We start from the raw sequence: 25,438 nt of genomic DNA, 5'->3' as shown, positions 1-25,438 counted from the left end.
CTCGCGAACAGGACTGGACATCGGGGAAGTTCGTGACACCTGTGGCGCGAGACTCCAGTCACACCGCGTACGGTCGACACCGTTCCCGAGTAACAGGAGGTTTGCCAGCGATGCGGATCGTCACGGATGTCGGACGCTGTGTCGGTGCCGGCCAGTGTGCGCTCACCGAGCCGCGCGTGTTCGACCAGAGCGAGGAGGACGGCACCGTCGTGCTGCTGACCGACCGCGCCGAGGGCGATGTGCTGGAGAACGTGCACGAGGCCGTCGACCTCTGCCCGAGCCAGGCGCTCTCCCTGGAAGACGACTAGTCGGGGCACCTGTCCCCGAAGTTCAGGTCGACGCGGGTCAGTGGGCGGCCGGGCAGCTCGCCTGCGGCGGGCGCCCGCAGGCCGTCCATCATGATCGCCAGGACGCGGCCGGGGGCGAGCCGCGCCGCCTCCGAGGTCAGGCTGGGCGCCTGGTTGACCACGGACATGAACAGCAGCGCGAGGTCGCCGACCGCCACGTCGCGCCGCAGCGTGCCCTCGTCCTGTGCGCGACGCACCACCTCGCCGAGCATGTCCAGCAGGTGGTCGCGTAGGCGGGACGTGTCGGGGTCCGCCCGCACCACCGCGGTCACCGTCGGGGACTTCGACTGCACGCTCACGTGCAGCCACGCCGACTGCCGCATGACGCGCGTCAGCGCCGCCCAGCCGGTCGGCTCCTCGGTGAGTGCCGCGTGCACCTCGTCCGCCACGACCTGGAACGTCTCGCGGAACACCGCTCGGATGAGCGTCTCGCGGTCGGCAAACCGTCGGTAGAGGGTGCCGACGCCGACAGAGGCCCGCCGCGCGATCTCCTCCATCGCCACGTCCGCGCCCCGCTCGGCGAAAATCTCCCGCGCCGCAACCAGAATCTGGTCGCGGTTGCGGCGCGCGTCGGCCCGCAGCGGCGTCTCCGGAGTGGTCATCCCTGGATTATCCCATTTCACCCGATGGTGGACGGAGAGCGCCGAACTGACTACTGTCGATACAAACGGACGGCTTTCTTCCGGATCTAGGGGTGATCATGCAGAAGACCGAGTCCTTCCCGCCGCGGGCGTGCCCGTTCCACGGGGATGGTTCGACGACCGAGCCCGGCCCGCTGAAAAAGGTGACGTTGCGTGGCGGCCAGGAGGTGTGGGCCGCGTCCCGGCACGCCGACGTGCGCGCGGTGCTCACCGACCCCGCGTTCTCCTCGAACCGGGCCGCCCCGAACTTCCCGAACCCCACCGGCCGCCGCATCCGGCGTGACGAGCGGTTCAAGCCGACGCTGATCATGTTGGACCCGCCGGAGCACGGCCCGGCCCGCCGCGCGGTGCTCGGCGAGTTCACCGTCAAGCGGCTCGCCGCGCTCGGCCCGCGCATCCAGCAGATCGTCGACGAGCACCTCGACGCCATGCTGGCCAAGGAGTCCCGCACGGCCGACCTGGTGGCCGAGTTCGCGCTCCCCGTGCCGTCACTGGTCATCTGCGAGCTGCTCGGCGTGCCCTACGCCGACCACGACTTCTTCCAGTCCGCCTCGAAGACCCTGCTGTCGCAGAAGTCGACGACCGACGAGGTCAGGGCGGCGGCCGACGCGCTGCGGGACTACCTCGACAAGCTCGTCACCGCCAAGGAGGCCGACCCCACCGACGACCTGATCGGGCGGCAGATCGCCAGGTACGGCCCCGACCGGGCCGACGACCACGACGCGCTCGTGAGCCTGTCGGTGCTGCTGCTGATCGCGGGCCACGAGACCACGGCCAACATGATCTCGCTCGGCACGGTCGCGCTGCTCCAGCATCCCGACCAGGTCGAGGCGCTGCGGGCCGACCCGTCGAAGACCCCCGGCGCGGTCGAGGAGCTGCTGCGGGAGTTCACGATCGCGGAGTTCGTGACCTCCCGCGTCGCGGTCGCGGACACGGTCGTCGGCGGCGTCGAGGTCAAGGCGGGCGAGGGTGTGCTGACGCTGGGCAACGCCGCGAACCACGACCCGGCCGTGTTCTCCGACCCGGAGCGGATCGACGTCACCAGGGGCGCCCGCAACCACATCGCCTTCGGCTACGGCGCCCACCAGTGCCTCGGCCAGAACCTGGCCCGGGTGGAGCTGCAGGTCGTGTTCGACACGATGTTCCGGCGCGTGCCGACGCTGCGGGTGGACGCGCCCATGTCGGAGCTGTCGTTCAAGGACGACGCGACCGTCTACGGCCTGCACAGCCTCCCGGTCAGCTGGTAGGAGCGGAGCTTGCGGGAGCGACCCGGCAACCCGGGCTAGAGCAACACGACCGTCCTGGCGCCGGCGCCGAGGTCCGCGAACGCGTCGTTGACGCCGGCCAGGTCGGTCGTGGCCGAGGTGAGGGCGGCGAGGTCCAGCCTGCCGTCGGCCACCAGGTCGAGCAGGCGCGGGATCTCGACGTCCGGGTCACCCGACCCGAACACGCAGCCGTGCAGGGTGCGGCCGAACCAGTACAGCTCCAGCGCCGAGAACTCGACCTTGTCGGCCCGCCCGCCTACACCCACGACCGTCACCGAGCCGCCCCGGCGGCTCGCCGACCACGCGCCGCGGATCGTCACGGGCAGGCCGACGCAGTCGAAGGCGTGGTCGGCGCCGCGCCCGCCGGTGAGCTTGCGGACGGCCTTCGCGGTGGTCTCGTCCGACACGACGAAGTCCGTCGCCCCGTGCCGGCGGGCGAGGTCCTCCTTGGCGGCGTTGACGTCCACCCCGATGACCGGTCCCGCGCCGACCGCCCGCGCGGCCTGCAGCGCCGAGAGCCCGACCCCGCCGAGCCCGAACACGACCACGGACTCGCCCGCCCGCACCCTGGCCGTGTTGAGCACCGCCCCCGCGCCGGTCTGCACGGCGCAACCCAGCACGGCGGCCTGTTCCATCGGCACCGAGTCGGGCACCTTCACGACCCCGGCCGCGGGCACGACCGTCTCCTCGGCGAACGCGCCGGTGCCCAGGCCCGGGTACACGGGCGTGCCGTCCTCGAGAGTGGCGTACGGGGCGCGGGCGACGTCCTCGGCGTGCACGCACAGCCACGGCTCGCCGTGCTCGCAGAACCAGCACTCCCGGCACGCGGGCGCCCAGTTGAGCACCACGTGGTCGCCGACGGCCACCCGCGAGACACCCTCGCCGACGGCGAGGACCACTCCGGCGCCCTCGTGCCCGAGCACGGCGGGCACCTCCTGGGTCAGGGTGCCGTTGGCGAGGGAGAGGTCCGAGTGGCACACCCCGGCGGCGTGGACCCGGACCTTCACCTGACCGGGCCCCGGCTCGCCGAGCGAGATCTCCCGCACCTCGAGTGGCCCACCCTGCTTCGTCAGCACCGCTGCCTTCACCATGTCCCCGACCTAATCACAAGGTTCCCTGTCGTGTTCGTCCAATGGGGCCGGGCCCACACCGTGGCACCATCACGTCCCGTGCGATACGGATACTCGGGAACCATGCGCGTGAAGCCCGGCCACCGCGACGAGGTGGTGGCCACGCTCGTCGGCGGCGCGGACGCGCTGCGTGTGGTCGGCTGCGACCTGTACGTCGTCGGCACCTCCGACACCGACGAGGACCTCGTCTGGGTGAACGAGGTCTGGGTCAGCAAGGAGGCACACGACGCCTCGCTCCGGCTGCCGGAGGTCCGGGCCTCGATCACGCGGACGATGCCGCTCCTGACCGGTGAGTTCACCAGTCAGGAGCTGGACATCGTCGGCGGACTCGGCGTGCCCGAGTAGGGCTCAGCCGACCAGCGCCACATCCTCCGGGGTGCTGCGGTCGGTCGGCGCGGCCTTGATCGGCCCGTCGCCCCGGTCGGTGACCATGGGCGGCTGAAGCTCCCTGGTGGTCGTGTCCGGGTTGATCTGGAACACGAACGCACCCGTGTAGCCCGCGTGCGACTTCGTCGAGAACGCGAACGGCGTCACGCCGGGGCCCTTGATCTTGCCGGACTCCATGGCGTCGATGATCTTGCCGCGGGTCAGATCACGACCGGCCAGCTTGAGCGCCTGGGCGAAGGTGTAGGCCTGCGCGAGTCCGAACTCGACGGTGTTGGTGAACGGCTCGTCCGGGATGTACTTGTCGTGCACCTCCTTGAAGAACACCGTCCACGGGTCGTCGCTCGCCACGTCCGGCAGGTAGCCGGTGCCGATCACGCCGTTGAGCAGTGCCGCGGCCGAGACCTCGGCGCCGCCGCGCTTGGCGAAGTCCTGCAGGAGCCCGGTGAGCGTGACCGGGTCGGCGCCGATGGACGAGACCACGAACTGCGGCCGGAAGCCGAGCCGCGCGGCGGTGAGGATCATGAGCGCGGTGAACGCGGGCACGCACGAGCAGACGACGACCTCGGAGCCCGCGTCCTTGAGCGCGGACAGCTGCGGCAGCACGTCGGTGTTCGCCGAGTCGTAGCCCTGGCGGGACACGACGTCGGCCTTGATGAACTGGTCGAGACCGGCCTGGGCGTCGCGACCAACGTCGTCGTTCTGGAACAGCAGGCCGACCTTCTTGCCGCCGAAGTTGTCCTTGATGTACTTGCCCTGGATCTTGCCCTCGCGCTCGTAGTCGACCTGGAAGCCGAAGGTCATCGGGCTGGCCTTCGTGTCGTCCCACTGCAGAGCGCCCGAGGCGACGAGCAGGTCCGGCACGCCCTCCTGGTTGAGGTACTGGACCACCTTCGAGTGCGTCGGGGTGCCCAGGCCGCCGACGATGGCGAAGACCTCGTCCTGCAGCACCAGCTGCTTGACGACCTCGACCGTGCGGGTCGGGTTGTAGCCGTCGTCCTCGACGCGGTAGTCGATCTTGCGGCCGTTGATGCCGCCCTTGTCGTTGATGTAGTCGTACATCGCCTTGGCGGCGACGGAGATGCGGCTGTAGCCGGGTGCGGCGGGCCCGGTCAGCGGTTGGTGCGTGCCGATGACGACCGTGTCGTCGGTGACACCGGGTGCTGCGTCGGCCTTGGCGTCTGTCTCGGCGCCGGTCGACTCCCCCGCGCCGGAGCACGAGGTGAGCAGCAACGTGGCGGCGACCGCCGCCGCCACGCACTTACGGGTTCTACTCATGCGATTCCTTCTTTCTCACCGCGGAAACAAGCCGCGCGACCGTCCCGTGGATGCCGCGGGGGAACACGAGGACCACGGTGATGAGCACGGCGCCGAACACCGCGAGCGGCAGGTGCTGCGCCACGTCGGTGCCGAGGTCAAGCCCGTGGGTGAGGTCGTTGGCCCACGCCGGCACGTAGACCAGCGCGAGCGCGCCCCAGAAGGCGCCCCACAGGCTGCCGACCCCGCCGAGCACCATGGCCGCCAGCAGGGACAGCGACAGCGCGAGCGTGAACGAGCCGGGCGCGGCGGTGCCGAGCAGGAACGCCTGCAACCCGCCCGCCAGCCCGCCACAGGTGGCGCTCAGCAGGAACGCGAAGATCTTCGTCCGTCCGATGTGGATGCCCGCGAGCGCGGCGGAGACCTCGTCGTCGCGGACCGCACGCAGGTTCCTGCCGAACCGGCCGCGTGTCACGTTGGCCAGCAGCACCAGCACGAGCAGCGCGGTCGCCCAGACGACCCAAGCCTGCCAGCGGGTCTCCGGGACCGTGCCGACGAGGCCCGCGGGCAGGCTGTGCACGGTGAACGCGATGCCGTTGCTGCCGCCGAGCGCGTCCGGGAACCGTTGCGTGACCGCGGGAAGCCCGACCGCCAGCGCGAGGGTGGCGCCGGCCAGGTAGGGGCCGTGCAGCCGGGCGGCGGCGGCGCCCGTGAGTGCCCCGGCGAGCCCGGCGGCGACCGCGGCGAGCAGCAGGTCGAGCCAGAAGGGGAACGTGGGCACGTGGATCACGAGCAGCGCGACGGTGTACGCGCCGATGAACATGAACGCGCCGTGCCCCAATGAGATCTGGCCATTGGTGCCGGTCAGCAGCGTCAGGCCGGCGACGGCGACGACGTAGTAGCCGACGGTCGCGATCCGGACGTTGCTGAACGGGTCGACGATGATCGACAGCGTGACGACAGCGGCCAGCGCGAGCAGCGCCAGTAGTACGTGTCTGGTGAGCAGGCTCAACGTCAGACCCTCCTCGCGAGGCCGCGGCCGAACAACCCGTTGGGCCGCAGGGAGAGCACGACGACGAGGATCGCGAGTGAGGCCAGCGTCACCAGCTCGGGCCCGAGGTAGCCGGACACGTAGGACAGTCCGATGCCGACGGTGAAGCCGGCGACCACGGTGCCGATCGGGTTGTCCAGCCCGCCGACCACCGCGGCGGTGAGCGCGTAGACGAAGATCCCGTCGAGCACGGTCGGGTACAGAAGTGGTGGCACGGCGAGGAGCCCGGCCAGTGCGCCCACGGCGGCGGCGAGCATCGCACCCGCCGTGACCATCAGGCCGACGCGCACCCCGACCAGGCTCGCGGCCTCCGGCGCGAACGCGGCGGCCCGCATCCGCAGGCCGAGGGAGGTCAGCTTGAACAGCAGGAGGACCCCGGCCGCGGTGACGAGAACGGCCACGACCGCGAAGATGTTGGCGGCGGAGAACAGTCCCCGGAAGTCGAACGCGTAGCCGAACGACCGTGGCTCGCTCGTCCAGATCATCCCGGAGACGGCCTGTGCCACGAGAAGCAGGCCGAGCGTCACGATCACCGAGCCCAGTTCGCCGTGGGCGCGGGCGTGCCGGATCAGCAGCCGGTCACTCGCCGCGCCGAGAGCCGCGCCGCCGACGATGGCGACGAGGAAGCCGAGCCAGTAGGTCCCGGTGGCCTGGTTGATCGTGAACGCGAAGTAGGTCGACAGCAACGCGAGGGCGGGCTGGGCGAAGTTCACCACCCGGGTGGCACGGAAGATGATGACCAGCGAGAGCCCGAGTGCCGCATAGACGGCACCACTGGCGAGTCCCCCGATGGTCAGGGTGAAGAACTGGTTCATGCCGTCCCCTCGCAAGCTGCGCTCATTTCGCCCCCAGGTAGACGTCGTGCAGGGCTTCCGCGGTGATGGACTGGGCCGGGGCGTCCACGACCACGCGGCCGAGCGCCAGCACGTACGCGTGCTCGGCGACCGACAGCGCGCTGCGGGCGTTCTGTTCGACGAGCAGCACGGTCAGCCCGGTGTCCTCACGCAGTCCCCGCAGCACCCGCATGATCTGCGCGGTCACCATCGGCGCGAGACCGAGCGACGGCTCGTCGAGCAGCAGCATCCTGGGTCTGCTCATCAGTGCCCGCCCGATCGCGAGCATCTGGCGTTCCCCGCCGGACAGGGTGCTGGCCTGCGCCGAGATCCTGGACTCCAGCGGCGGGAACAGGGCGAGCACCTCGTCGAGCGCGGTGGCCCGGTCGGCCTTGTCGCGCCGCCACAATGCGCCGAGCCGCAGGTTCTCCCGCACGGTCAGCTCGGTGATCACGCCGCCGTGCTCCGGCACGTGCGACAGGCCCATCCGCGCGATGCGGTCGGGCGCCACACCGGCGATGTCGGTGCCGTCGAAGCGGATCGTGCCGGACTTCGGGGCGACGAGGCCGCTGATCGTGCGCAGCAGCGTGGTCTTGCCCGCGCCGTTCGCACCGAGCACGGCCGTCAGCGTGCCTGCCGACACCGTGATGCCGACGCCGTCGATGGCCTTCACCGCGCCGTACGCGGTGACCACTGTGGACAGTTCGAGCACTGGTGCCGCCTATGCCGGGACGCCGAGGTAGGCCTCGACGACCTTGGGATCGGACCTGATCTCCTCCGGTGCGCCGGTGGCGATGACCTCGCCGAAGTCCAGCACCACGATGCGGTCGCAGATCCGCATGACCAGGTCCATGTTGTGCTCCACGACGACGACCGCGGCCCGCGCGGCGAGCGTGCGGATCCGGTCGCCCAGCTCCTCGATCTCCTCCGCGGCGAGACCGCTGGCGGGTTCGTCCAGCAGCAGGAGCCGTGGCTCGCCGACGAGCGCGCGGGCGAGTGCGACGCGTTTCCTGATCCCGTATGGCAACGAGCTGGGCACCGCCGCGTGTACGTCGGCGATGCCCAGCTCGGTCAGGGTGGCCATGGCGCGCTCGCGTAACGCCGCCTCGTCGCGTGCGGCCCTGCGCAGGCCGAGCAGCGTCGACAGCGGCCCGGAACGTGCCAGGCGGCCTGCGCCGACGAGGACGTTCTCGAGCACGGTCAGGCCGGGGAACAGGCCGAGCCCCTGCAGCGTGCGGGCGATGCCGAGGCCGGCCAACGAGTGTGGTTGGTGGTCACGCAGCTCCACGCCGTCCCACCGGATCACGCCCGTCTCCGGGCGGATGAACCCGGAGACGACGTTGAACAGCGTGGTCTTGCCGGCGCCGTTGGGACCGATGACGCCGAGCACGGTACCGGCCTCGACGGCCAGGCCGACGTCTCGCAACGCGACCAGGCCGTCGAAACGCACCGTGACGTTCTCGATGCTGAGCAGTTGTGTCATGAGTGTGGACAGGTTCCCCGGTACTGGCTGATGGTCGAGTCGTTCGGCACCGGACACAGGAACTGGTCGTAGCGGGTGTCGTCGTCAACCCATCGCTTGAGCCACGAGATCATGTACTTGGCCACCGTCGTGTTCGCGGAGTTGGGGAAGAAGTGACTCGCCCCGCGCAGCTCCAGGTAGCCCTTCTCGGTGCTGCCCAGCGAGTTGTAGAACGGGATCGAGTGCGACGAGACGGGCGCGACCGTGTCGGACTGGCCGCCCATGATCAGCATCGGCGTGCGCACCTCGGACCACGTCTTGTCGGTGTTGTACGGCGCGAGCGGCACCCCTGCCTTCAGGGTCCCGTCCTCGGCCGCGGCCGCGAGCGTGCCGCCGCCACCCATCGAGTGCCCGGCCACCGCGAGGCGGGAGGCGTCGACGCGGGTGCGCACCGACGACCGGTCCGTCAGGTAGTCCAGTGCGGCCAGCAGCTGGTCGCCCCGGCTGGAGGGCTGGTCGAGGGTCGAGTTGGTGTCGATGGTGAAGACCACGAACCCGAACGAGGCCAGCCTCGGGCCGAACCAGGAGATGCTGGACTGGGTCGCGGTGAAGCCCGGTGAGATGGCCACCGCACCGAACGTGCCCTCTGCGGTGGTGGTCGGGTAGTAGATCGTGCCGCCGCCGAAACCGACCGCGGCGGTGCGCGACACGGTCGTCTGGGCCGTCGCGTACGTGCCGCGGGAGGCCTCGATCGAGCTCTCGGTCGGGTCGGGGCCGTGCACGTAGGCGCTGACATCGCCGTGCGCGACCGTCGGGGTGACCAGGACGGCCGCTGCGGCGACCGCCATTCCGGCCAGGTATCTGAACTTTCGCATGATCAGCAGGGCTCCAATCGGCTCATCGTCGAGCCAGTCGGGGTACCTGAGCGTCGCAAGCCCCCCGGTGCCGCCGCATCGGTGTAATCGCCAGTCCCCCGCCGATGTCCGGGTCACGGGGGGCTGGACGGTCGTACAGTGCGGCTCGTGAGCCTCAACGCCAACGAGATCGTGCGGGCCGCCGCGCACTGGATCGATCGGGGAGTCCGCCTGGACACCCGGACGTTCGCAGCGGAGCTGGGCATCTCGCGCAGCACGCTGTTCCGCCGGGCGGGCAACCGCGAGGACCTGATGGGCGACGCGCTGTGGTACCTGGGCAACGGCACGATGGACCACGCGATCCGGGTGTTCGAGAAGGAGAACGGTGACGCGGTGCGGTCGGCGACCGGTGAGCTGCGCTGCCTCGCGGTCATGCGCCAGTACCGGTCCGACATCGCGGGCAACCAGGGGTTCCGCCGCCTGCTCGCCGAGGAGCCGACCGTCGCGATCCGGGTGCTGACCGACCCGCGCGGCCGGGTGCAGCCGAGGGTCATGGCCGCGCACGTCAACCTGCTCGGCCGCGACGTCGAGGCGGGCGGGTTCGTGCCCGCGGTGAGCCTGGAGAGCCTCTGCTACGCCATCGTCCGGCTCGGCGAGGCATTCTTGTACTCGGATGTGCTCGCGTCCCGCGCCCCGGACCTCGACGCGGCGTCGACACTGCTCGCCGCACTCGTCGAGGGCCACGTTCCGGCATCGGAGCGCACCGCGGGGTTGTGAAACACTTTGGCTTGGTGTTTCATCGGGACGCACTCACCGCCGGCGTTGAGGAGGCCCGATACCCGTGTGGCACGACGGAAGCCGACCCCCTGGCCTGCCCGAATCCCTGGTGTACCCGGAGGTGCCCGCAGGGGCGATCCTCCTCGGGTCCGCCCGGCGCTACGGCGACCGGGTCGCGTTCGTGCGGGGCGGCGAGCAGGTGACCTACGCCGAGTTGGGCCACCGCGCCGCGCAGTTCGCCAACGGCCTGCTCGACCGGGGCATCGGCCACGGCGACCGGGTGGCGCTGCGGATGCCGAACTGCCTCGAGTACCCCGTCGCCTACTACGGGACGCTGCTCGCGGGCGCGGTGTTCGTGCCGGTCAACCCGCTGCTGCCGGAAGCGGCGGCGGCCAGGCAGATCGCCGACGCCGACGCGAAGCTGGTCGTGACGCCACCGGACGTGCCGGGCATCTGCTCCGGCCGGTCGACGACCCCGCCCGAGGTCGACATCGACGTGTACGCCGACCTCGCGCACCTCGCCTACACCGGCGGCACGACCGGTGAGTCGAAGGGCGTGCGGCTGCCGCACCGCAACGTCGTGGTCAACACGCTGCAGTACGTGTGCTGGGGCAGCGGCTCGGTCCCGGCCGTGGACGGCCAGGGCGGGCTCGTGCTCGACCAGGTCGGCAGCGACGAGGAGTGGCCGACCCGGCTCGGCACCGCGGTGTCGATCAACCTGACCCCGTGGTTCCACGCCATGGGCACGATCGCAGGCATGAACGCCCTGCTCATGGCCGGGTACAGCTGCACGCTGCACGACCGCCTCGACCCGGCCGCCTACCTGGCCGACGCGAAACGCCTGCGGGTCACGATGATGGGTGGGGCGCCCGCGTTGTTCGCGGCGCTGCTGAACTCCCCCGCCATCCACACGGCCGACCTGTCGTCGGTGCGCTCGATCGGCTCCGGCGCCGCGCCGATGCCCCTGGAGATGACCAGGCGCCTGCACGCGCTCGCGCCGGACGCGCTGATCAGCGAGGGCTACGGGCTCACCGAGGTCACCATGGGCGCGACGGCGGGCCCGGCGTTCGCCTCGGGTGTCCGCAAGGTGGGCACGGTCGGTGTGCCGACGTTCGACACCGAGGTCCGCATCGACGGCGCCACCGCTCCCGGCGAGCGCGGCGAGGTGTGCATCCGGGGTCCACAGGTGATGACCGGCTACCACAACCGTCCCGACGCGACGGCCGAGGTGCTCATCGACGGCTGGCTGCACACCGGCGACGTCGGCATCTTCGACGAGGACGGTTACCTGTCCATCGTGGACCGCATGAAGGACATGCTGCTGTACAAGGGGTACAACGTCTACCCACGTGAGCTGGAGGAGCTGCTCGCCGCGCAGGAGGGTGTGCTGGCCGCGGCGGTCGTCGGCAAGCCGGACGCGTCGGTCGGCGAGCTGCCGGTCGCGTTCGTGGTGCCCGCGAACGGGGCGGTGTCCCCGGAGAAGCTGATGGCGGCGGTGAACGAGCAGGTCGTGGCCTACAAGCGGCTGCGGGACGTGCTGCTGGTCGACCAGATCCCCGTGTCGGCGGCGGGCAAGGTGCTCAAGCGCGAGCTGCGGGGCCGGTTGTCGTGACCGCCGGACCGCTTGGCGTCGTGCTGCGCGGGAGGGACGCCGAACTGGGCAGGCTGCGGGAGCTGCTCGACGCGGCAGGGGACGGCAGGGGCGCGGGAGTCGTCGTGCTCGGCGAAGCCGGGATGGGCAAGTCGGCTGTACTGGCCTCGCTCGTCGCGGGTGCCGGTGCCATGACCACGCTGGGCGTGCGTGGTGTACCCGCCGAACGGGACCTGCCGTTCGGCGGGCTGCACCGGCTGCTCTCGCCGGTCGCCGCGCGCTTCGACGAGCTGCCGGAGGCCCTGCGGGACGCGGTCAGCGGCTCCGCGGACGGGCTGCCGCTGCGCTGCGGCGTGTACGAGCTGCTGTGCCGCCTCGCGACCCGCACGCCGGTGCTGTGCTGGGTCGACGACGCGCAGTGGCTCGACCAGCAGTCGCTGGAGGTGCTGGGTTTCGCCGCGCGGCGGCTGACCGGGCAGCGGGTGCTGCTCGTGCTCGCGGCCCGGCCGGAACTGTCGCACCTGGACGCCGTGGCCGGGGTGGAACGCCTGTGGCTGCCGCCGCTGCCGGACACCGCGTGCGAGCAGCTGCTGCGTGACCGCATGGGCCGCGACGTGCCGCCAGGGCTGCGTGCCGCGCTGGCCGACCTGGCGGGCGGCAACCCGCTCGACCTGGTGGCGCTCGCGGAGTCCCTGACACTGGACCAGCTGTCGGGCCGGGCACCCCTGCCGGACGAGCTGCCGGAGGGCCCCCGGCGCGCCGACTACCGGGCCAGGCTCGCGGCCCTGTCCCCTGCCGCCCGCCACGCCCTGGTGTGTGCCGCTGCCGAGTCGGGAGTGGACGCCGGGGTGCTGCGCAGGCTCGGCGACGTCGACGAGCTGCTGGCCGCCGGCCTGCTGCGGCCGCCGAGCAAGGTCGTCCGCACCACCCTGTACGCGATGGCGGGCGCGAGCGAACGGCGTGCGGCGCACGCGGCGCTGGCCAGGGAGCTGACCGGCACGCAGCGGACCTGGCACGAGGCCATGGCGACCGCGACGCCGAGCGCCATGCTGGGTGACGAGCTGGCCGCCGCGGCCTCGACCGCCCCCGCGATCACCGCGGCGACACTGTTGGAGCGTGCGGCGGCGCTGACCACCGACGTGGCGTTACGTGCCGACCGGCTGCTGGTTGCCGCGGAGCACGCGTGGCGTGCCGGGCGACCGGGCTGGGCGCGGGTCCTGCTGTCGAGGGCGGGTGAGGCGGACGCGGGCAGGCGTGCGCTGCTGCACGGCGAGATGGAGCTGCGTGACGGCGACCCGTCCGTGGCCACCCACGAACTGGCCACCGCCGCCGCCCACCTCACCGACCCGGAGGCGGCCAGGACGGCGCTGCTCCTGTCCGGCGAGGCCCGCAGGCTGTGCGGCGACCTGCACGGCTACCTCGCCATGGCACGCGCCACGAACCACCCGCACTTCGCCGGGCTCGCCGCGACCTACGCGGGCCGCCACGACGACGCGGTGGAGCCGCTGCTCCACTCCGTGCGCCACGGGCTCGCGGCGGACGACGTGGCGTCGGCCGTGTGGGCCGCGGAGGCCGCGTTCGCGCTCGGCAGGGTCGAGCATGCCTACGAGTGCGCGTCCGCCGCGGTCAGCAGGGCACGACTGTCCGGGCGGGAGTCGTTGCTGCCGTGGGCACTCGTGCAGCTCGCGCTCGCGGGCATCGTGCTGGACCGGCACCGGTCCGCCGAGGTCGCGGCGTCCGAGGGCCTGGCCGCGTCGGCGGCGACCGCGCAACGCAACACCTGGATCGAGCACCTGTCGCTGCTGGCGCTGTCGGCGGCGTTGCGGGGCGACCGGGACACCGCGCTGTCCATGATGGACACCGCCGCACCCGGCATCGCCGAACGAGCGCTCGGGCGGCCGTGCGCGATCGTGTCGTGGGCGCAGGCGTGCCTCGACCTGGCCGACGACCGCCCGGTCGACGCGCTCGGGCGGCTGGAGACCATGGCCGCCGGGGTGAGCGGCGCGCAGCCGGCCATCCGGGTGCTCGCGACGCCACAGCTCGTCGAGGCAGCGGTGCTGGTCGAGCAGCCGGAACGGGCCCGCCGCGCGCTGGCCGTGTTCGACCGTTGGGTGCACGCGGGCGGCGGCGACGCGTGGCTCGCGCTGTCGCACCGCTGCCACGGCCTGCTGGCCGAGGACATCGCGGACGCGGTCGCCAACTTCGACGCGGCGATCACCCTGCACCACCGGGCGGGGGCGGCGATGGAGCTGGCGAGGACCCAGATGGCCTACGCCAACCGTCTGCGGCGCCACCGCAGGGCCCGGGACGCACGGGCGTTGTTCCGTGACGCGCTGCGGGTGTTCGAGACCGCGGGCGCGGACCGCTGCGCGGACAAGGCCCGCGCGGGGCTGCGTGCCACCGGCGAGACCGTCGACGCACCGGGCCGCCCGCTGACGGGGCTCACCCCGCAGCAGGCGGAGATCTCCCGCCTGGTCGCGGTGGGCGAGACCAACAAGGAGATCGCGCGCCGCCTGGTGATCAGCCACCGCACGGTCGACCACCACCTGCGCAACATCTTCACCGCACTGGGCGTGCGTTCACGGGTGGAGCTGGCTCGCCGGGTAGCGACGATGAGCACGCTCGACTAGCGCCCGCCCCGCCTGCACTGAAGGACGCCTTCCTGACGCTGGGCGTAACGAAGGCGTCCTTCAGTGCAGGCCGGCCGCGTGGCGTACGGCGCCGACCAGTGCCCTCGCCGCCGCGCTGGCCGGTGCCGCGGTCACCGTCACGGTCTCCCACGTCGGCACCCGGTCGACGAGCCCGACGAACTGCACCCTGTCGGTCTTCACCGAGAACGACTGCGGCACCAGCGCGATCCCCAGCCCGCACGCGACCATGTCCAGCAGCGAGTGCACGTCGGTGACCTCCAGGGCCACGTGCCGCTCGCCGACGACCGAGTCGACCAGGTCACGCGGCCCCCAGTCGGGCGCGAAGTCGACGAACCGCTTCCCGGCCAGCGATGCCACGGACACCCGCGCCGACGACGCCAGCGGGTGGCTCGGCGCGCACGCCAGCACCATCGGTTCACCGGCCAGTGGCGTCATCGCCACGTCGTCGGGCAGCAGGGCGGGCCGCGCCACGAACGCGACGTCGAGCTTGCCCTGCGCGACCAGGCCGGTCAGCTCGCCGGACCCGCCCGTGCGCAGCTCGATGTCCAGCCCCGGGTAGGTGGACACGAAGCTCGACAGGACGCTCGGCAGGTGCACCACGTGGAGGCACTGCAGCGTCCCGATCGTGAGGCTGCCACGCAGGAGCCCCTGCACCGCGGCGACGGCGTCCACACAGGCCGACGACGCGGCGAGGGTCCGCCGCGCCTCGACCAGCAACGCCGTGCCCGCCGGCGTGAGCCGCACCTGCCGGGTGTTGCGCACGAACAGCTCCGCGCCAAGCTCCCGCTCCAGCGACCGCACGGATGCCGAGAGTCCGGACTGGGCCACGTGCATACGTTTGGCGGCCCGCGTGAAGTGACACTCCTCAGCGACCGCGACGAAGTAGGAAAGCTGGCGCAGCTCCACGACTCATCACCCAGAACGATTGAACTGATCGAATACTTCTGTTTGACAGCTTAATCGTGTCGGGTGATGGTGGAGGTACACAACCCAGATGGAGGAATCCACCATGCAGTCTCGTCGCATCGGCGACACACAGGTCAGCGCGATCGGCCTCGGCGAGATGCCGATGTCACTCGCGAGCAGGCCGCCGGAGCAGCAGTCGATCGACACCGTCCACGCGGCCCTCGAGGCGGGCGTGACGTTCATCGACACCGCCGACGCGTACGCCCGCGACGGCGGTGACTTCGGTCACGGGGAGTCGCTCGTCGCTAAGGCGCTCGCGACCTACGGCGGCGACACCTCCGAGGTCCTGGTCGCCACCAAGGGCGGCCACACCCGCGACGCGAACCAGGGCTGGGGCCTGAACGGCTCGCCGGAGTACCTCAGGCAGGCGTGCGACGCGTCCCTGAAGCGCCTCGGCGTGGACGTGATCGGCCTGTACCAGTTCCACCGCCCCGACCCGCGGGTCGACTACGCGGACTCGGTCGGCGCGATCCGCGACCTGCTGGACGCGGGCAAGATCCGTTACGCGGGCATCTCGAACGCCGACCCGGAGCAGATCCGCCTGTCGAACGAGATCCTTGGCGGGCGGCTCGTGTCGGTGCAGAACCAGTTCTCGCCCGCGTTCCGGTCCAGTGAGCCGGAGCTTTCGCTGTGCGCGGACCTGGGCATCGCGTTCCTGCCGTGGAGCCCGTTCGGCGGCATCAGCAAGGCCGGTGACCTGGGTTCGCGTTTCGCCCCGTTCGCGAAGGTCGGCGAGGCACACGGCGTGAGCCCGCAGCAGGTGTGCCTGGCCTGGCTGCTCGCCAAGGCACCGGTCGTGATCCCGATCCCCGGCTCGTCCCGCCCGGAGACGATCCGCGACTCGGCCGCGGCCGTGCACCTGACGCTGTCGGCCGAGGAGCTCGCGGAGCTGGACGCCGCGTAGCCCCGGCCGCCGGCCCACTGCACTGAAGGACGCCTTCGTAACGCTGGACGCACCGAAGGCGTCCTTCATAACGCGGAGCGGGCGGGCTCGTAGCGGGTCACCTGTTGGCTGCCCCTGATGAGCGACCGCAGCTGGGCGAGGTCGCCGCTCACCGCACCCAGCACACGGGCCTGCACCAGCACGTTGCCCAACGCCGTGGCCTCGACGGGTCCCGCCAGCACCGGCAGGTGGCACGCGTCCGCGGTCAGCTGGCACAGCAACGAGTTCCGCGCCCCACCGCCGACCACGTGCACCACGTCGACCGCCCGTCCGGACAGCTCCTGCGCCTCCTCGACGGCCCGGCGGTGCGCGTCGGCCAGACTGTCCACAATGCACCGCACGATCGCGGCCCGGTCCTCGGGCACCGGCTGGTCCGCACGCCTACACGCCTCGACGATCCGCGCAGGCATGCCACCAGGCGGCAGGAAGACCGGGTCGTCCGGGTCGATGACCGCGCCCTTCGAGAGCTTCGCCGCCGCACGCAACAACTCCGTCGTGTCGGCCCCCCACTCCCGCACGCACTCCTGCAGCAGCCACAGCCCCATCACGTTGCGCAGGTACCGAACCGTCCCGTCGACACCCAGCTCGTTCGTGAAGTTGGCTTCCCTGCTGGCCTCCGTGAGCACCGGGGTGTCCAGCTCGACGCCGACCAGCGACCACGTGCCGCACGAGATGTAGGCGAACCGCTCGTTCGCGGCAGGCACCCCGACGACCGCGGACGCCGTGTCGTGCGACCCGACCGCGATCACCGGCGTGGCGCCGAAGTCACCGATCACCGTCCCCGGCTCCCGCAACTCGGGGAACAGCGACGGATCGACGCCGATCCTCGCCATCAGGCCGGTCGCCCACGTACGGGACCGGACGTCCAGCAGCTGGGTCGTCGAGGCGTTCGTGATCTCCGCGCCCTGCTCGCCCGTCAGCCAGTACGCGAGCAGGTCCGGGATCATCAGCAGCCGCTGCGCCGAGTCCAGCCGGGTCTCGGCCGACAGCTGATGAATGGTGTTGAACGGCAGGAACTGCAGCCCGGTCGTGGCGTACAGCTCCTGCGCGCCAAGGCGTTCGAGGTTGTCCCTGGCGCCGTTCGTCCGTTCGTCCCGGTAGTGCACGGGGTTGCCGAGCAACGCGCCGTCCGCGTCGAGCAGCCCGTAGTCCACGGCCCACGAGTCGACGCCGATCCCGTCGACCGGCCCCGCGGTCCTCACCCCGGCCAGCATCTCCTGGTACAGCGGGAGAATGTCCCAGTGCAGCGTCCCGTGGACCCGCGCGGGACGGTTCTCGAAGCGGTGACATTCCCGCAGTGCCACCGTGTACGGGCCGACCTCGCCGACCATCACCCGGCCACTCGACGCGCCGAGGTCGACCGCGGCCACTCGGACGTCACGCATCCCCGTCACCGCAGGAAGGCGGCCGCCACCCCGGCGTCCACCGGCACGTGCGACCCGGTCGTGAGCGACAGGTCACCGGCGCACAGGGCGAACACGGCGGCGGCGACGTGGTCGGGCAGCACCTCACGCTTCAGCAGCGTTCGCTGCGCGTAGAACGCACCCAGCTCCTCCTCCGGCACCCCGTACACGGCCGCCCGCTGCGCACCCCAGCCACCGGCGAAGATCCCGGACCCGCGCACGACACCGTCCGGGTTGACGCCGTTGACGCGGATGCCGTACTCGCCAAGCTCGGCGGCCAGCAGCCGGACCTGGTGTGCCTGGTCGGCCTTCGCCGCCCCGTACGCCACGTTGTTGGGCCCGGCGAACACCGAGTTCTTGCTCGCGATGTACACGAGGTCACCGCCGATGCCCTGCTCGACCATGATCCGCGCGGCCTCCCGAGACACCAGGAACGAGCCCTTGGCCATCACGTCGTGCTGGCGGTCCCAGTCCTGCTCGGTCGTCTCCAGCAACGGCTTGGACACCGAGAGGCCCGCGTTGTTCACCACCAGGTCCACCCCACCGAACGCGAGCACGGCCGCACGGAAGGCCGCCGAGATCGCGTTCTCGTCGGTGACGTCGACGGTCACCGCGAGCCCGGTCTCCCCCAGCTCGGCGGCGACCTGCTTGGCGGCGTCGGCGTCGCGGTCGGCGACCACCACGCACGCACCCTCGGCGTGCAGCCGCAACGCGGTCGCCCTGCCGATGCCCGACCCGCCGCCGGTCACGAACGCGACCCGGGTGGCGAGCGGCTTCGGCCGTGGCCGCCGCCGGAGCTTCGCCTCCTCCAGCGCCCAGTACTCGATGCGGAACTTCTCGCGTTCCTCGATGGGCTCGTAGGTGGACACCGACTCGGCGCCCTTCATCACGTTGATGGCGTTGACGTAGAACTCGCCCGCCACGCGCGCGGTCTGCTTGTCGGCGCCGAAGCTGAACATGCCGACGCCGGGCACGAGCACGATCGCCGGGTCGGCGCCACGCATCGGCGGGCTGTCGGCGTCGGCGTAGCGCTCGTAGTAGGCGCGGTAGTCGGCCCGGTAGGCGTCGTGCAGCTCCTTGAGGCGGCCGAGCAGCTGGTCGAGCGGCGTGGTCGGCGGCACGTCGAGGACGAGCGGGCGGACCTTGGTGCGCAGGAAGTGGTCGGGACACGACGTTCCCTTGGCGGCCAGCTCGTGAAGCCGTTCGCGGGCAAGGAAGTCGAGCACGCCCGCGGAGTCGGTGAAGTGGCCGACCTGGGCGTGGTCGGTGGACACCAGGCCGCGGATCGCGGGGGCGATGCGGGCGGCGAGCAGTGTCCGGTCGGCAGGCGAGAGAGTGTCGACGACGACCGCGCCGAACGGGTCCTCGCGGCCGTGCTCGTCGAGGTACCGCTGTGCGGTCGTGATGATCTCGAGCGAGTTGGCCTCGCACTCGTCGCTGGTCGCACCCCACGCGGTGATGCCGTGGCCGCCGAGGACCAGGCCGATCGCCTGCGGGTTGTCCCGTGCGACGGCCGCGATGTCCAGTCCCAGCTGGAAGCCCGGCCGCCGCCACGGCACCCACAGGACGCGGTCGCCGAAGCAGCCGCGGGTCAGCTCCGGCCCGTCGGCGGCGGTGGCGAACGCGATGCCGGCGTCGGGGTGCAGGTGGTCGACGTGCGGCGCCTCGACGAGCCCGTGCATGGCGGTGTCGATGGACGGCGCGGCGCCGCCCCTGCCGTGCAGGCAGTAGTCGAACGCGGCGACCATCTCGTCCTCGCGCTCGACGCCGGGGTAGACCCCGGTCAGCGCGCGGAGCCGGTCGAGCCGCAGCACGGCGAGGCCCGCCTCGGTCAGCGTGCCGAGGTCGCCGCCGGATCCCTTGACGTACAGGAGGTCCGTGTCCGCCCCGGTCACCGGATCGGTGGCGGTCGCCTTGGCGGAGGTGTTGCCCCCTGCGTAGTTCGTGTTGCGCGGGTCCGACCCGAGCCGGTTGCTCCGTCGCAGCAACGCTTCGACCTGCTCAGCCATCGACCGCCCTCTACCTGCTGCTGGAACGTTTCAATTCCCCGCGCTCAGCATGGTGGGCGCCGCAGGGGGTGTCAAGCCGACCTATCGCTGGATCCTCGTCGAGGCGCGTACCACCAGCTCCGGGCGGAACCGGACCTGCTGGTGGGTGTGGACCTCGTCGGACGCCTCCTCCAGCAGCAGCCGCGCGGCTGTCCGGCCGAGCAGCTCCCTCGGCTGACGCACGGACGTCAACGGCACGGCGGCGGCCTCGGCGAACTCGATGTCGTCGTACCCGACCACCGCCAGGTCACCCGGCACCGAGAGCCCGAACCGCGTCATGGCCTGCAGGAGCCCCAGCGCGAGCAAGTCGTTGGCGCAGAACGCGGCAGTCGGCCGCTGCTCGGGCGGCAGCGCCACGAGCCGCTCCCCCGCCCGCCGCCCCTCCGCGACGACCAACGCCTCCGTGTCCAGCACCACCAGCTCGGCGGTGCCGTCCCACTTGGCCAGCGCGTCCCTGGCCCCCTGGTTGCGGTCACGCACCTGCTGCACGTTCATCGGCCCGCCCACGAACGCGATCCGCTCGTGCCCGGTCTCCAGCAGGTGCTCGAGCGCGAGCTGGCCGCCGAGCACGTCGTCGACGGCGACCGAGCAGGTCCTGTCGTCGCGGGCGTGGCAGTCGACGAGCACGACCGGCATGCCCAGGTCCGCGAGCCGCTCGCCGTTCGGGTCGATGGGCGTGATCAGCACACCCTGCACCCGCTGCTCACGCAGCCGCTCCAGGTACTCCCGCTCCCGCACGCCGTCCTGGTTCGAGTTGCACAGGTAGACGACCATGCCCTCGCCACGCGCGATCTCCTCGACGCCCCGAGCCACGTCGTTGAAGAACGGGTTGGCCGCGTCGAGCACGACGTAGGCGATGGTCCTGCTGCTGCCCGCCCGCAGCTGCCGCGCGGTCTCGTTGCGCACGAACCCCAGCTCGACGATCGCCGCCTGCACCCGCAGCCGTGTCGCCTCGCTGACCAGGTGCGGCCGGTTCAGCACGTTGGACACCGTGCCGATGGACACGCCGGCGACCGCGGCGACGTCCTTCATCCCGGGAGTGCCGTCGGTCATTCCGCGGCCCGCTTCATGAGCAGCTCACGCTCGCGCTCGTTGCGGGTCAGCGACGCGGCCCGTTCGAACTCCGCGCGGGCCTCGTCGTGCCTGCCGAGCCTGGCGAGCAGGTCACCCCGGACGCTCGGCAGCAGGTGGTAGCCCTTCATGGCCGGGACCTCGGTCAGCTCGTCGACGATCGCGAGCCCCGCCTCCGGCCCGAACGCCATCGACAGCGCGACGGCCCGGTTCAGCTCGACGACCGGCGACGGCACGAGCTGGACCAGCCGCGCGTAGAGGGCGGCGATCCTCGGCCAGTCGGTGTCCTCGGCCACGCGGGCCCGCGCGTGGCAGGCCGCGATCTCCGCCTGCAGCACGTACGGGCCCATCGGCACGTCGAGTGCGGCGGCCCGTTCGAGTGCCGCGAGCCCGCGCCGGACGAGCAGCTGGTCCCAGCGCGCCCGGTCCTGGTCGAGCAGCAGCACGGGTGTGCCGTCCTGCGCGGTCCTGGCCCGTGACCGGGACGCCTGGATCTCCATGAGCGCGATCAGGCCGTGTGCCTCGGGCTCCTTGGGCACCAGCTCGGCGACCATCCTGCCGAGCCGCATGGCGTCCTCGCACAGCGCGGGCCGCATCCAGTTCTCGCCGCCGGTGGCCGAGTAGCCCTCGTTGAACACCAGGTAGAGGACCTCGAGCACGGAGTCGAGCCGCTCGCCCAGCTCGGCCTGCCCCGGCACCTCGAACGGGATCTTCTTCTGCGCCAGCGTCTTCTTGGCCCGCACGATCCGCTGCGCGATCGTCGGCTCGGGCGTGAGGAACGCGCGGGCGATCTCCTCGGTGGTCAGCCCGCCGAGCAGGCGCAGCGTGAGCGCCACCCTGGCCTCGGTGGACAGGACCGGGTGGCAGGAGATGAAGACCAGGCGCAGCAGGTCGTCGGAGATGGAGGAGTGGATCGCGTCGAAGTCGGGCTCCGCGGTCGGCAGCTCCCTGGTCTCCATGTCGCGGCCGATCTCGGTGACCTTGCGGTCCAGGGTCTCGCGCCTGCGGAACATGTCGATCGCCCGCCGCTTGGCGATGGCCATGAGCCAGGCACCCGGGCTGTCCGGGACGCCCGACTCAGGCCACTGCTCCAGCGCCGCGACCAACGCGTCCTGCGCGAGCTCCTCGGCGAGACCGACGTCGTGCACCATCCGCGTTAGCCCGGCGATGAGCCGGGCCGACTCGATCCGCCACACGGCGTCTATCGCGCGATGGGTCTCGACAGTCGGCATGCGCCTATCAAAGCAGCTGACGTCGCCGTTCGGTGCTCAGTCCTGCTTGGCGGCGAGCCGGAGCCCCTGGTCGCGCTCGCGCAGCTCGGGGGTGTACGCCTCGCCGAAGTCGTCGGCCTCGAACACCTGGCGGATCTGGACGTCGACCTCGACACCGTCGGTGCAGGGGATCCGCTTCATCCACTCGACCGCCTCCGCCTTCGACTTGACGTCGATGAGCCAGAAACCCGCGATCAGCTCCTTGGCCTCGGCGAACGGCCCGTCCAGGACGGTGGGCCTGCCGTCGGTGAACTTGATCCTGGCGCCGCGCGAGGACGGGTGCAGGCCCTCGGCCGCGAGGAGCACCCCCGCCTTGACGAGCTCCTCGTTGTACCGGCCCATGGCGGTGAGCTCCTCCTCGGTCGGCAGCACGCCGTCCTCGGTCCGCTCGTCCGACATGATCATGACCATGAAACGCATGTGCGTGCTCCCTACTTGTCAGCCAAGAGATCGACGGTGAACGCGCGGTTCTCGTCGGTGACCGAGTCGCCGAAGTCCTCGGCCTCGACCACCTGCCGGATCTCGATCTCGGCGTTGCCGTGGCCGTCCTCGACGGGCCACTTCAACACCCACTCGATGACCTCGGCCAGCGAGTCGGCCCGCACGATGCTGTAGCCGGCCACCAGCTCCTTCGCCTCGGCGAACGGCCCGTCGGTCACGGTCGTGGAGCCTGCGCCGTCGAAGTGCAGCCGAGCGCCGCGGTCGGACGCCATCAGGCCGGAGCCGCTGAGCATCACCCCGGCCTTGACCAGCTCCTCGTTGTACCGGCCCATGGCGTCGAGCAGCTCGGTGCTCGGCAGGACACCGGCCTCCGTCTCCTCGTCCGCCTTCCGAATGACCATGAAACGCATGTGCCGTCTCCTGTGTTCGATGGCCTCGCTCCGCTCGGCGGCTCGCGGCCTGTGGCTGCCCGGCTGCAACCTAACCGCTACCGGTGCGTCGATCGAGCACACACCGGATCGACAGTGCGGCTCAGACTCGTGTCGCGCGGTCCGCCCGGCCACCGAGTTCCCGCAGGTAGTCGACGAGTTCGGGGGGCTGTTCGACCGTGAACTCACATCCCGCGGTCACGAACCGGAACGCCAGCCATTCGAGTGTGTCCGCCGCGGCCCGCACCCGACTGCGACGCTCGTCGACCGGCTCGACGGTCCCCAGGTGCGCCGGCACCTCGGCGGCGGGCAACGCGACGACGACCACCGCCTCGTAGGTGGGAGCGAGGGAGTAGAGCCTGCTGGTCACGAACGCGACGGGATCCCCGCCGGGCAGCTCACGCGGCCGCTGACGAGCACCGGTCGGCTGCCCGTTGGCAATACGGTCGACCCGGAACACCCGCCAGTCGTCCCGCTCCAGGTCGAAGGCGACGAGGTACCAGCGGCGCCCTGCCGACACGAGCCGGTAGGGCTCGACGTGCCGCCTGCTCGCACCGCCGTCGGCGTCCCGATAAGCGAAACGCAGCCCCTCCCGGTTGGTGACAGCGGCGGCGATGCCGGTCAGCTGACCCGGATCAACGGTGGCCTGCGGACCCTGGACGAGCGAGACGGTGGCGTTGCCCAGGGCACCGACCCGATACCGAAGCCGCGACGGCAACACGCGCTCGATCTTGGTGAGCGCCCGGACAGCCGCCTCCTCGATACCCTCGACGGCCTGCCCGGCGGCGGCACGCAACCCGACCGCGATGGCCACGGCCTCCTCGTCGTCGAGCAGGAGCGGCGGCATCGCGGCCCCGGCGACGAGGCGGTACCCGCCCTCGGCACCCATGGCCGCCTCGACGGGGTACCCGAGTTCACGCAGCCGCTCGACATCGCGCCGGATGGTCCGCGGACTGACCTCGAGCCGCCGAGCCAGCACGCTGCCTGGCCACTCCCGAGGCGTCTGGAGCAGGGACAACAGGGCGAGGAGGCGACCGGCACTCATGCCACGAGGATAGGGCCATGTGGGACAGGAACTGACCTAGTTGGTCGCTACCGTCGTGGCCATGACGACGATGACCTGGGCGCAGGTGTGCGCACGACGGCTCGACCGCCACGGCCTCGCGACCCCGCTGACCGGCGGTCCCGCCGACGTGGTGTCCTCGGTCGCCGGCACGCACGGGCAGGTCATGTCGGCCGCCGAGATCTCGATCGCGCTGCGGCTCGAGAACGCGACACGCGAGACGGTTCGGACGGCCGTCCGCACCGGCGAGCTGGTGAAGGCGTTCGGCCCACGTGGCACCGTGCACCTGCTGCCGGCGGCGGAGCTGCCGAACTGGTTCGCCGCGCTGGCCGCGGTGCCGACGGTTGGCCCGTCCCACCCCAGGTCCGTACAGATGACCTGCGCACAGTTCGACCAGGTACTGGCCGCCATCGCAGCGGCGGTCCGCGGCGCAGAACTGACGGTCGACGAACTGTCCGACGCGGTGGTCGCGGCCACCGGCCCGTGGGCAGGTGACCGGGTGATGGAGGCGTTCGGCGGCAAGTGGCCCCGCTGGCGGCAGGCACTGCCCACGGCAGGCACCCGTGGCCTCCTGTGCTTCGGCCCGAACCGAGGCAGGAACGCCACGTACACGAGCCCGCCGACCGTCACCGCCGAGCAGGTGGACCCACTGCCGTGGCTGCTGTCCCGCTACCTGCACGCGTTCGGCCCCTCCACACCGGCACGCTTCGCGAACTGGCTGAACACGAGCGACACGTGGGCACGCGACCTGTTCGAGTCAACCGACCTGGAACCGGTCACGGTGGACGGCGAGGAGCTGTGGGTCGAACGCGGCGACACAGCGCTGCCGGCGGAACCCCCGAGCGGCGTGCGCCTACTCCCGTACTTCGACACCTACGCCTACGCCGTCGGCAACGACCGCCACCGCCTCAACCCGGGCACGGCAGCCACCCGCGCAAGAGGCAACTTCCAGGTCCTGCTCACAGACGGCCTGGTGGGTGGTGTGTGGCACCAGAAACGCACAGGCAGGCGTGTCGCAGTCACCGTGGAGCCGTTCACACGCCTCACGAAGCCGCGCCTGCGAGACCTCGAAGCGCAGGTCAACCGCATCGGCATGATCGTCGGCGCCTCGCCGACACTCACAATCGGCGAGGTCAGTATGGGGGGACATGCGTGAGCGGGTAAAGGCCCGCTCACCAGCGAGCGGAGCGAGCCAAACCAACACAGCGGCAGCCCACTCTCACCGCACGGCCAGCGCCAGACCCGACCAAACAGCGAAGGCACCGACCGAACGACCAACCCAACCCAACGGGAGAAGCAACAGCTCCGGTAAAGCCCCCACTGCAAAAGCGAAGAGACAGTGCAACCACGCAACACGTGAGCGGGCCGCCGGCGTCTGGACTGACGAGCACGAAGGTCCCTGCGCGAGGAACGAGCCCAGGGACCTTCGCGCGCAGGAGGGAAGACGCCGGATGAAGGCCCGCTCACCGCGAGCGGAGCGAGCCAAACCAACACCGTGAGCGGGCCGCCGGCGTCTGGACTGACGAGCACGGAAGTCCCTGCGCGAGGAACGAGCCCAGGG

Annotated in this window: 24 protein-coding genes; 8 read left to right on the top strand and 16 right to left on the bottom strand. The window is 71.4% G+C overall.

What is annotated here, in order from left to right; all coding sequences use genetic code 11:
- Positions 1 to 110: 110 nt before the first annotated feature.
- Positions 111 to 308, top strand: coding sequence for a ferredoxin (locus CLV71_RS00120; RefSeq protein ID WP_133900488.1), 198 nt, complete (start codon positions 111 to 113; stop codon positions 306 to 308).
- On the opposite strand, the gene CLV71_RS00115 is transcribed toward CLV71_RS00120, so the two are convergent.
- Positions 305 to 949 carry a TetR/AcrR family transcriptional regulator gene (locus tag CLV71_RS00115; protein WP_133900487.1) on the bottom strand — a complete coding sequence of 215 codons (645 nt, stop codon included), beginning with the start codon at positions 947 to 949 and terminating at the stop codon, positions 305 to 307. The genes CLV71_RS00120 and CLV71_RS00115 overlap by 4 nt on opposite strands.
- Positions 950 to 1,047: 98 nt before the next feature.
- On the opposite strand from CLV71_RS00115, the gene CLV71_RS00110 reads away from it, so the two are divergent.
- The gene (locus CLV71_RS00110) at positions 1,048 to 2,235 is read left to right on the top strand and encodes a cytochrome P450 (protein WP_133900486.1); all 1,188 of its coding nucleotides are present in this window, start codon (positions 1,048 to 1,050) and stop codon (positions 2,233 to 2,235) included.
- Between the two features lie 35 nt (positions 2,236 to 2,270).
- Here CLV71_RS00110 and CLV71_RS00105 read toward each other — a convergent pair whose 3' ends face one another.
- The gene (locus CLV71_RS00105; protein WP_133900485.1) at positions 2,271 to 3,344 is read right to left on the bottom strand and encodes an alcohol dehydrogenase catalytic domain-containing protein; all 1,074 of its coding nucleotides are present in this window, start codon (positions 3,342 to 3,344) and stop codon (positions 2,271 to 2,273) included.
- 102 nt (positions 3,345 to 3,446) lie between these two features.
- On the opposite strand from CLV71_RS00105, the gene CLV71_RS00100 reads away from it, so the two are divergent.
- Entirely contained in the window at positions 3,447 to 3,728 is a 282-nt protein-coding gene (locus CLV71_RS00100; RefSeq protein WP_133900484.1) for a putative quinol monooxygenase, read from the top strand.
- 3 nt (positions 3,729 to 3,731) lie between these two features.
- On the opposite strand, the gene CLV71_RS00095 is transcribed toward CLV71_RS00100, so the two are convergent.
- The 6 genes from CLV71_RS00095 to CLV71_RS00070 are packed head-to-tail and all read right to left on the bottom strand — an operon-like array spanning position 3,732 to position 9,245.
- Positions 3,732 to 5,045, bottom strand: a complete 1,314-nt coding sequence (locus CLV71_RS00095; protein ID WP_133900483.1) for an ABC transporter substrate-binding protein — start codon at positions 5,043 to 5,045, stop codon at positions 3,732 to 3,734.
- The gene (locus CLV71_RS00090) at positions 5,038 to 6,036 is read right to left on the bottom strand and encodes a branched-chain amino acid ABC transporter permease (protein ID WP_243866102.1); all 999 of its coding nucleotides are present in this window, start codon (positions 6,034 to 6,036) and stop codon (positions 5,038 to 5,040) included. The genes CLV71_RS00095 and CLV71_RS00090 overlap by 8 nt, the downstream gene beginning before the upstream one ends.
- A 2-nt stretch (positions 6,037 to 6,038) precedes the next feature.
- Positions 6,039 to 6,890: a branched-chain amino acid ABC transporter permease gene (locus tag CLV71_RS00085; RefSeq protein WP_133900481.1), complete on the bottom strand. Its 852-nt coding sequence runs from the start codon at positions 6,888 to 6,890 to the stop codon at positions 6,039 to 6,041.
- A 22-nt stretch (positions 6,891 to 6,912) separates the two neighbouring features.
- On the bottom strand, positions 6,913 to 7,620 hold the full coding sequence (locus tag CLV71_RS00080) for an ABC transporter ATP-binding protein (RefSeq protein WP_133900480.1): 708 nt from the start codon (positions 7,618 to 7,620) through the stop codon (positions 6,913 to 6,915).
- Between the two features lie 9 nt (positions 7,621 to 7,629).
- The gene (locus CLV71_RS00075; RefSeq protein WP_133900479.1) at positions 7,630 to 8,391 is read right to left on the bottom strand and encodes an ABC transporter ATP-binding protein; all 762 of its coding nucleotides are present in this window, start codon (positions 8,389 to 8,391) and stop codon (positions 7,630 to 7,632) included.
- Complete coding sequence (locus CLV71_RS00070; RefSeq protein ID WP_133900478.1) at positions 8,388 to 9,245, bottom strand: alpha/beta hydrolase family protein; 858 nt, start codon at positions 9,243 to 9,245, stop codon at positions 8,388 to 8,390. The genes CLV71_RS00075 and CLV71_RS00070 overlap by 4 nt, the downstream gene beginning before the upstream one ends.
- 147 nt (positions 9,246 to 9,392) lie before the next feature.
- On the opposite strand from CLV71_RS00070, the gene CLV71_RS00065 reads away from it, so the two are divergent.
- From CLV71_RS00065 to CLV71_RS00055, 3 genes are read left to right on the top strand one after another with little or no spacing between them, the layout of a single operon-like run.
- Positions 9,393 to 10,001 (top strand): QsdR family transcriptional regulator, encoded by a 609-nt coding sequence (locus CLV71_RS00065; RefSeq protein WP_133900477.1) that lies wholly within the window; start codon positions 9,393 to 9,395, stop codon positions 9,999 to 10,001.
- A gap of 58 nt (positions 10,002 to 10,059) precedes the next feature.
- Entirely contained in the window at positions 10,060 to 11,613 is a 1,554-nt protein-coding gene (locus CLV71_RS00060; RefSeq protein WP_133900476.1) for a class I adenylate-forming enzyme family protein, read from the top strand.
- On the top strand, positions 11,610 to 14,222 hold the full coding sequence (locus CLV71_RS00055; protein WP_243866100.1) for an AAA family ATPase: 2,613 nt from the start codon (positions 11,610 to 11,612) through the stop codon (positions 14,220 to 14,222). The genes CLV71_RS00060 and CLV71_RS00055 overlap by 4 nt, the downstream gene beginning before the upstream one ends.
- A gap of 60 nt (positions 14,223 to 14,282) precedes the next feature.
- Here CLV71_RS00055 and CLV71_RS00050 read toward each other — a convergent pair whose 3' ends face one another.
- On the bottom strand, positions 14,283 to 15,149 hold the full coding sequence (locus tag CLV71_RS00050) for a LysR family transcriptional regulator (RefSeq protein WP_133900475.1): 867 nt from the start codon (positions 15,147 to 15,149) through the stop codon (positions 14,283 to 14,285).
- 103 nt (positions 15,150 to 15,252) lie between these two features.
- On the opposite strand from CLV71_RS00050, the gene CLV71_RS00045 reads away from it, so the two are divergent.
- A complete protein-coding gene (locus CLV71_RS00045; protein ID WP_133900474.1) occupies positions 15,253 to 16,113 on the top strand; it encodes an aldo/keto reductase in 861 nt (286 codons plus the stop codon).
- Between the two features lie 65 nt (positions 16,114 to 16,178).
- On the opposite strand, the gene CLV71_RS00040 is transcribed toward CLV71_RS00045, so the two are convergent.
- The 7 genes from CLV71_RS00040 to CLV71_RS00010 form a co-directional block, all read right to left on the bottom strand.
- Positions 16,179 to 17,537 (bottom strand): rhamnulokinase, encoded by a 1,359-nt coding sequence (locus tag CLV71_RS00040; protein WP_133900473.1) that lies wholly within the window; start codon positions 17,535 to 17,537, stop codon positions 16,179 to 16,181.
- A 5-nt stretch (positions 17,538 to 17,542) separates the two neighbouring features.
- On the bottom strand, positions 17,543 to 19,564 hold the full coding sequence (locus CLV71_RS00035; protein ID WP_133900472.1) for a bifunctional aldolase/short-chain dehydrogenase: 2,022 nt from the start codon (positions 19,562 to 19,564) through the stop codon (positions 17,543 to 17,545).
- Positions 19,565 to 19,645: 81 nt separating this feature from the next.
- On the bottom strand, positions 19,646 to 20,656 hold the full coding sequence (locus CLV71_RS00030) for a LacI family DNA-binding transcriptional regulator (protein ID WP_243866099.1): 1,011 nt from the start codon (positions 20,654 to 20,656) through the stop codon (positions 19,646 to 19,648).
- Positions 20,653 to 21,906, bottom strand: a complete 1,254-nt coding sequence (locus tag CLV71_RS00025; RefSeq protein ID WP_133900471.1) for an RNA polymerase sigma factor — start codon at positions 21,904 to 21,906, stop codon at positions 20,653 to 20,655. Before CLV71_RS00025 ends, CLV71_RS00030 begins: the two co-directional genes overlap by 4 nt.
- A gap of 36 nt (positions 21,907 to 21,942) precedes the next feature.
- On the bottom strand, positions 21,943 to 22,365 hold the full coding sequence (locus tag CLV71_RS00020) for a YciI family protein (RefSeq protein ID WP_133900470.1): 423 nt from the start codon (positions 22,363 to 22,365) through the stop codon (positions 21,943 to 21,945).
- 11 nt (positions 22,366 to 22,376) lie between these two features.
- Positions 22,377 to 22,796 carry a YciI family protein gene (locus CLV71_RS00015; RefSeq protein ID WP_133900469.1) on the bottom strand — a complete coding sequence of 140 codons (420 nt, stop codon included), beginning with the start codon at positions 22,794 to 22,796 and terminating at the stop codon, positions 22,377 to 22,379.
- Positions 22,797 to 22,917: 121 nt separating this feature from the next.
- Positions 22,918 to 23,859: a helix-turn-helix transcriptional regulator gene (locus tag CLV71_RS00010; protein WP_133900468.1), complete on the bottom strand. Its 942-nt coding sequence runs from the start codon at positions 23,857 to 23,859 to the stop codon at positions 22,918 to 22,920.
- Between the two features lie 61 nt (positions 23,860 to 23,920).
- Between CLV71_RS00010 and CLV71_RS00005 the strand changes: the two genes are divergently transcribed.
- Positions 23,921 to 25,033 (top strand): winged helix DNA-binding domain-containing protein, encoded by a 1,113-nt coding sequence (locus CLV71_RS00005; protein WP_133900467.1) that lies wholly within the window; start codon positions 23,921 to 23,923, stop codon positions 25,031 to 25,033.
- The last annotated feature ends 405 nt before the right edge of the window (positions 25,034 to 25,438 follow it).

Source organism: Actinophytocola oryzae (assembly GCF_004364325.1).
Taxonomy (GTDB): Bacteria; Actinomycetota; Actinomycetes; order Mycobacteriales; family Pseudonocardiaceae; genus Actinophytocola; species Actinophytocola oryzae.
This window is presented reverse-complemented; position numbering and strand designations above follow the sequence as displayed.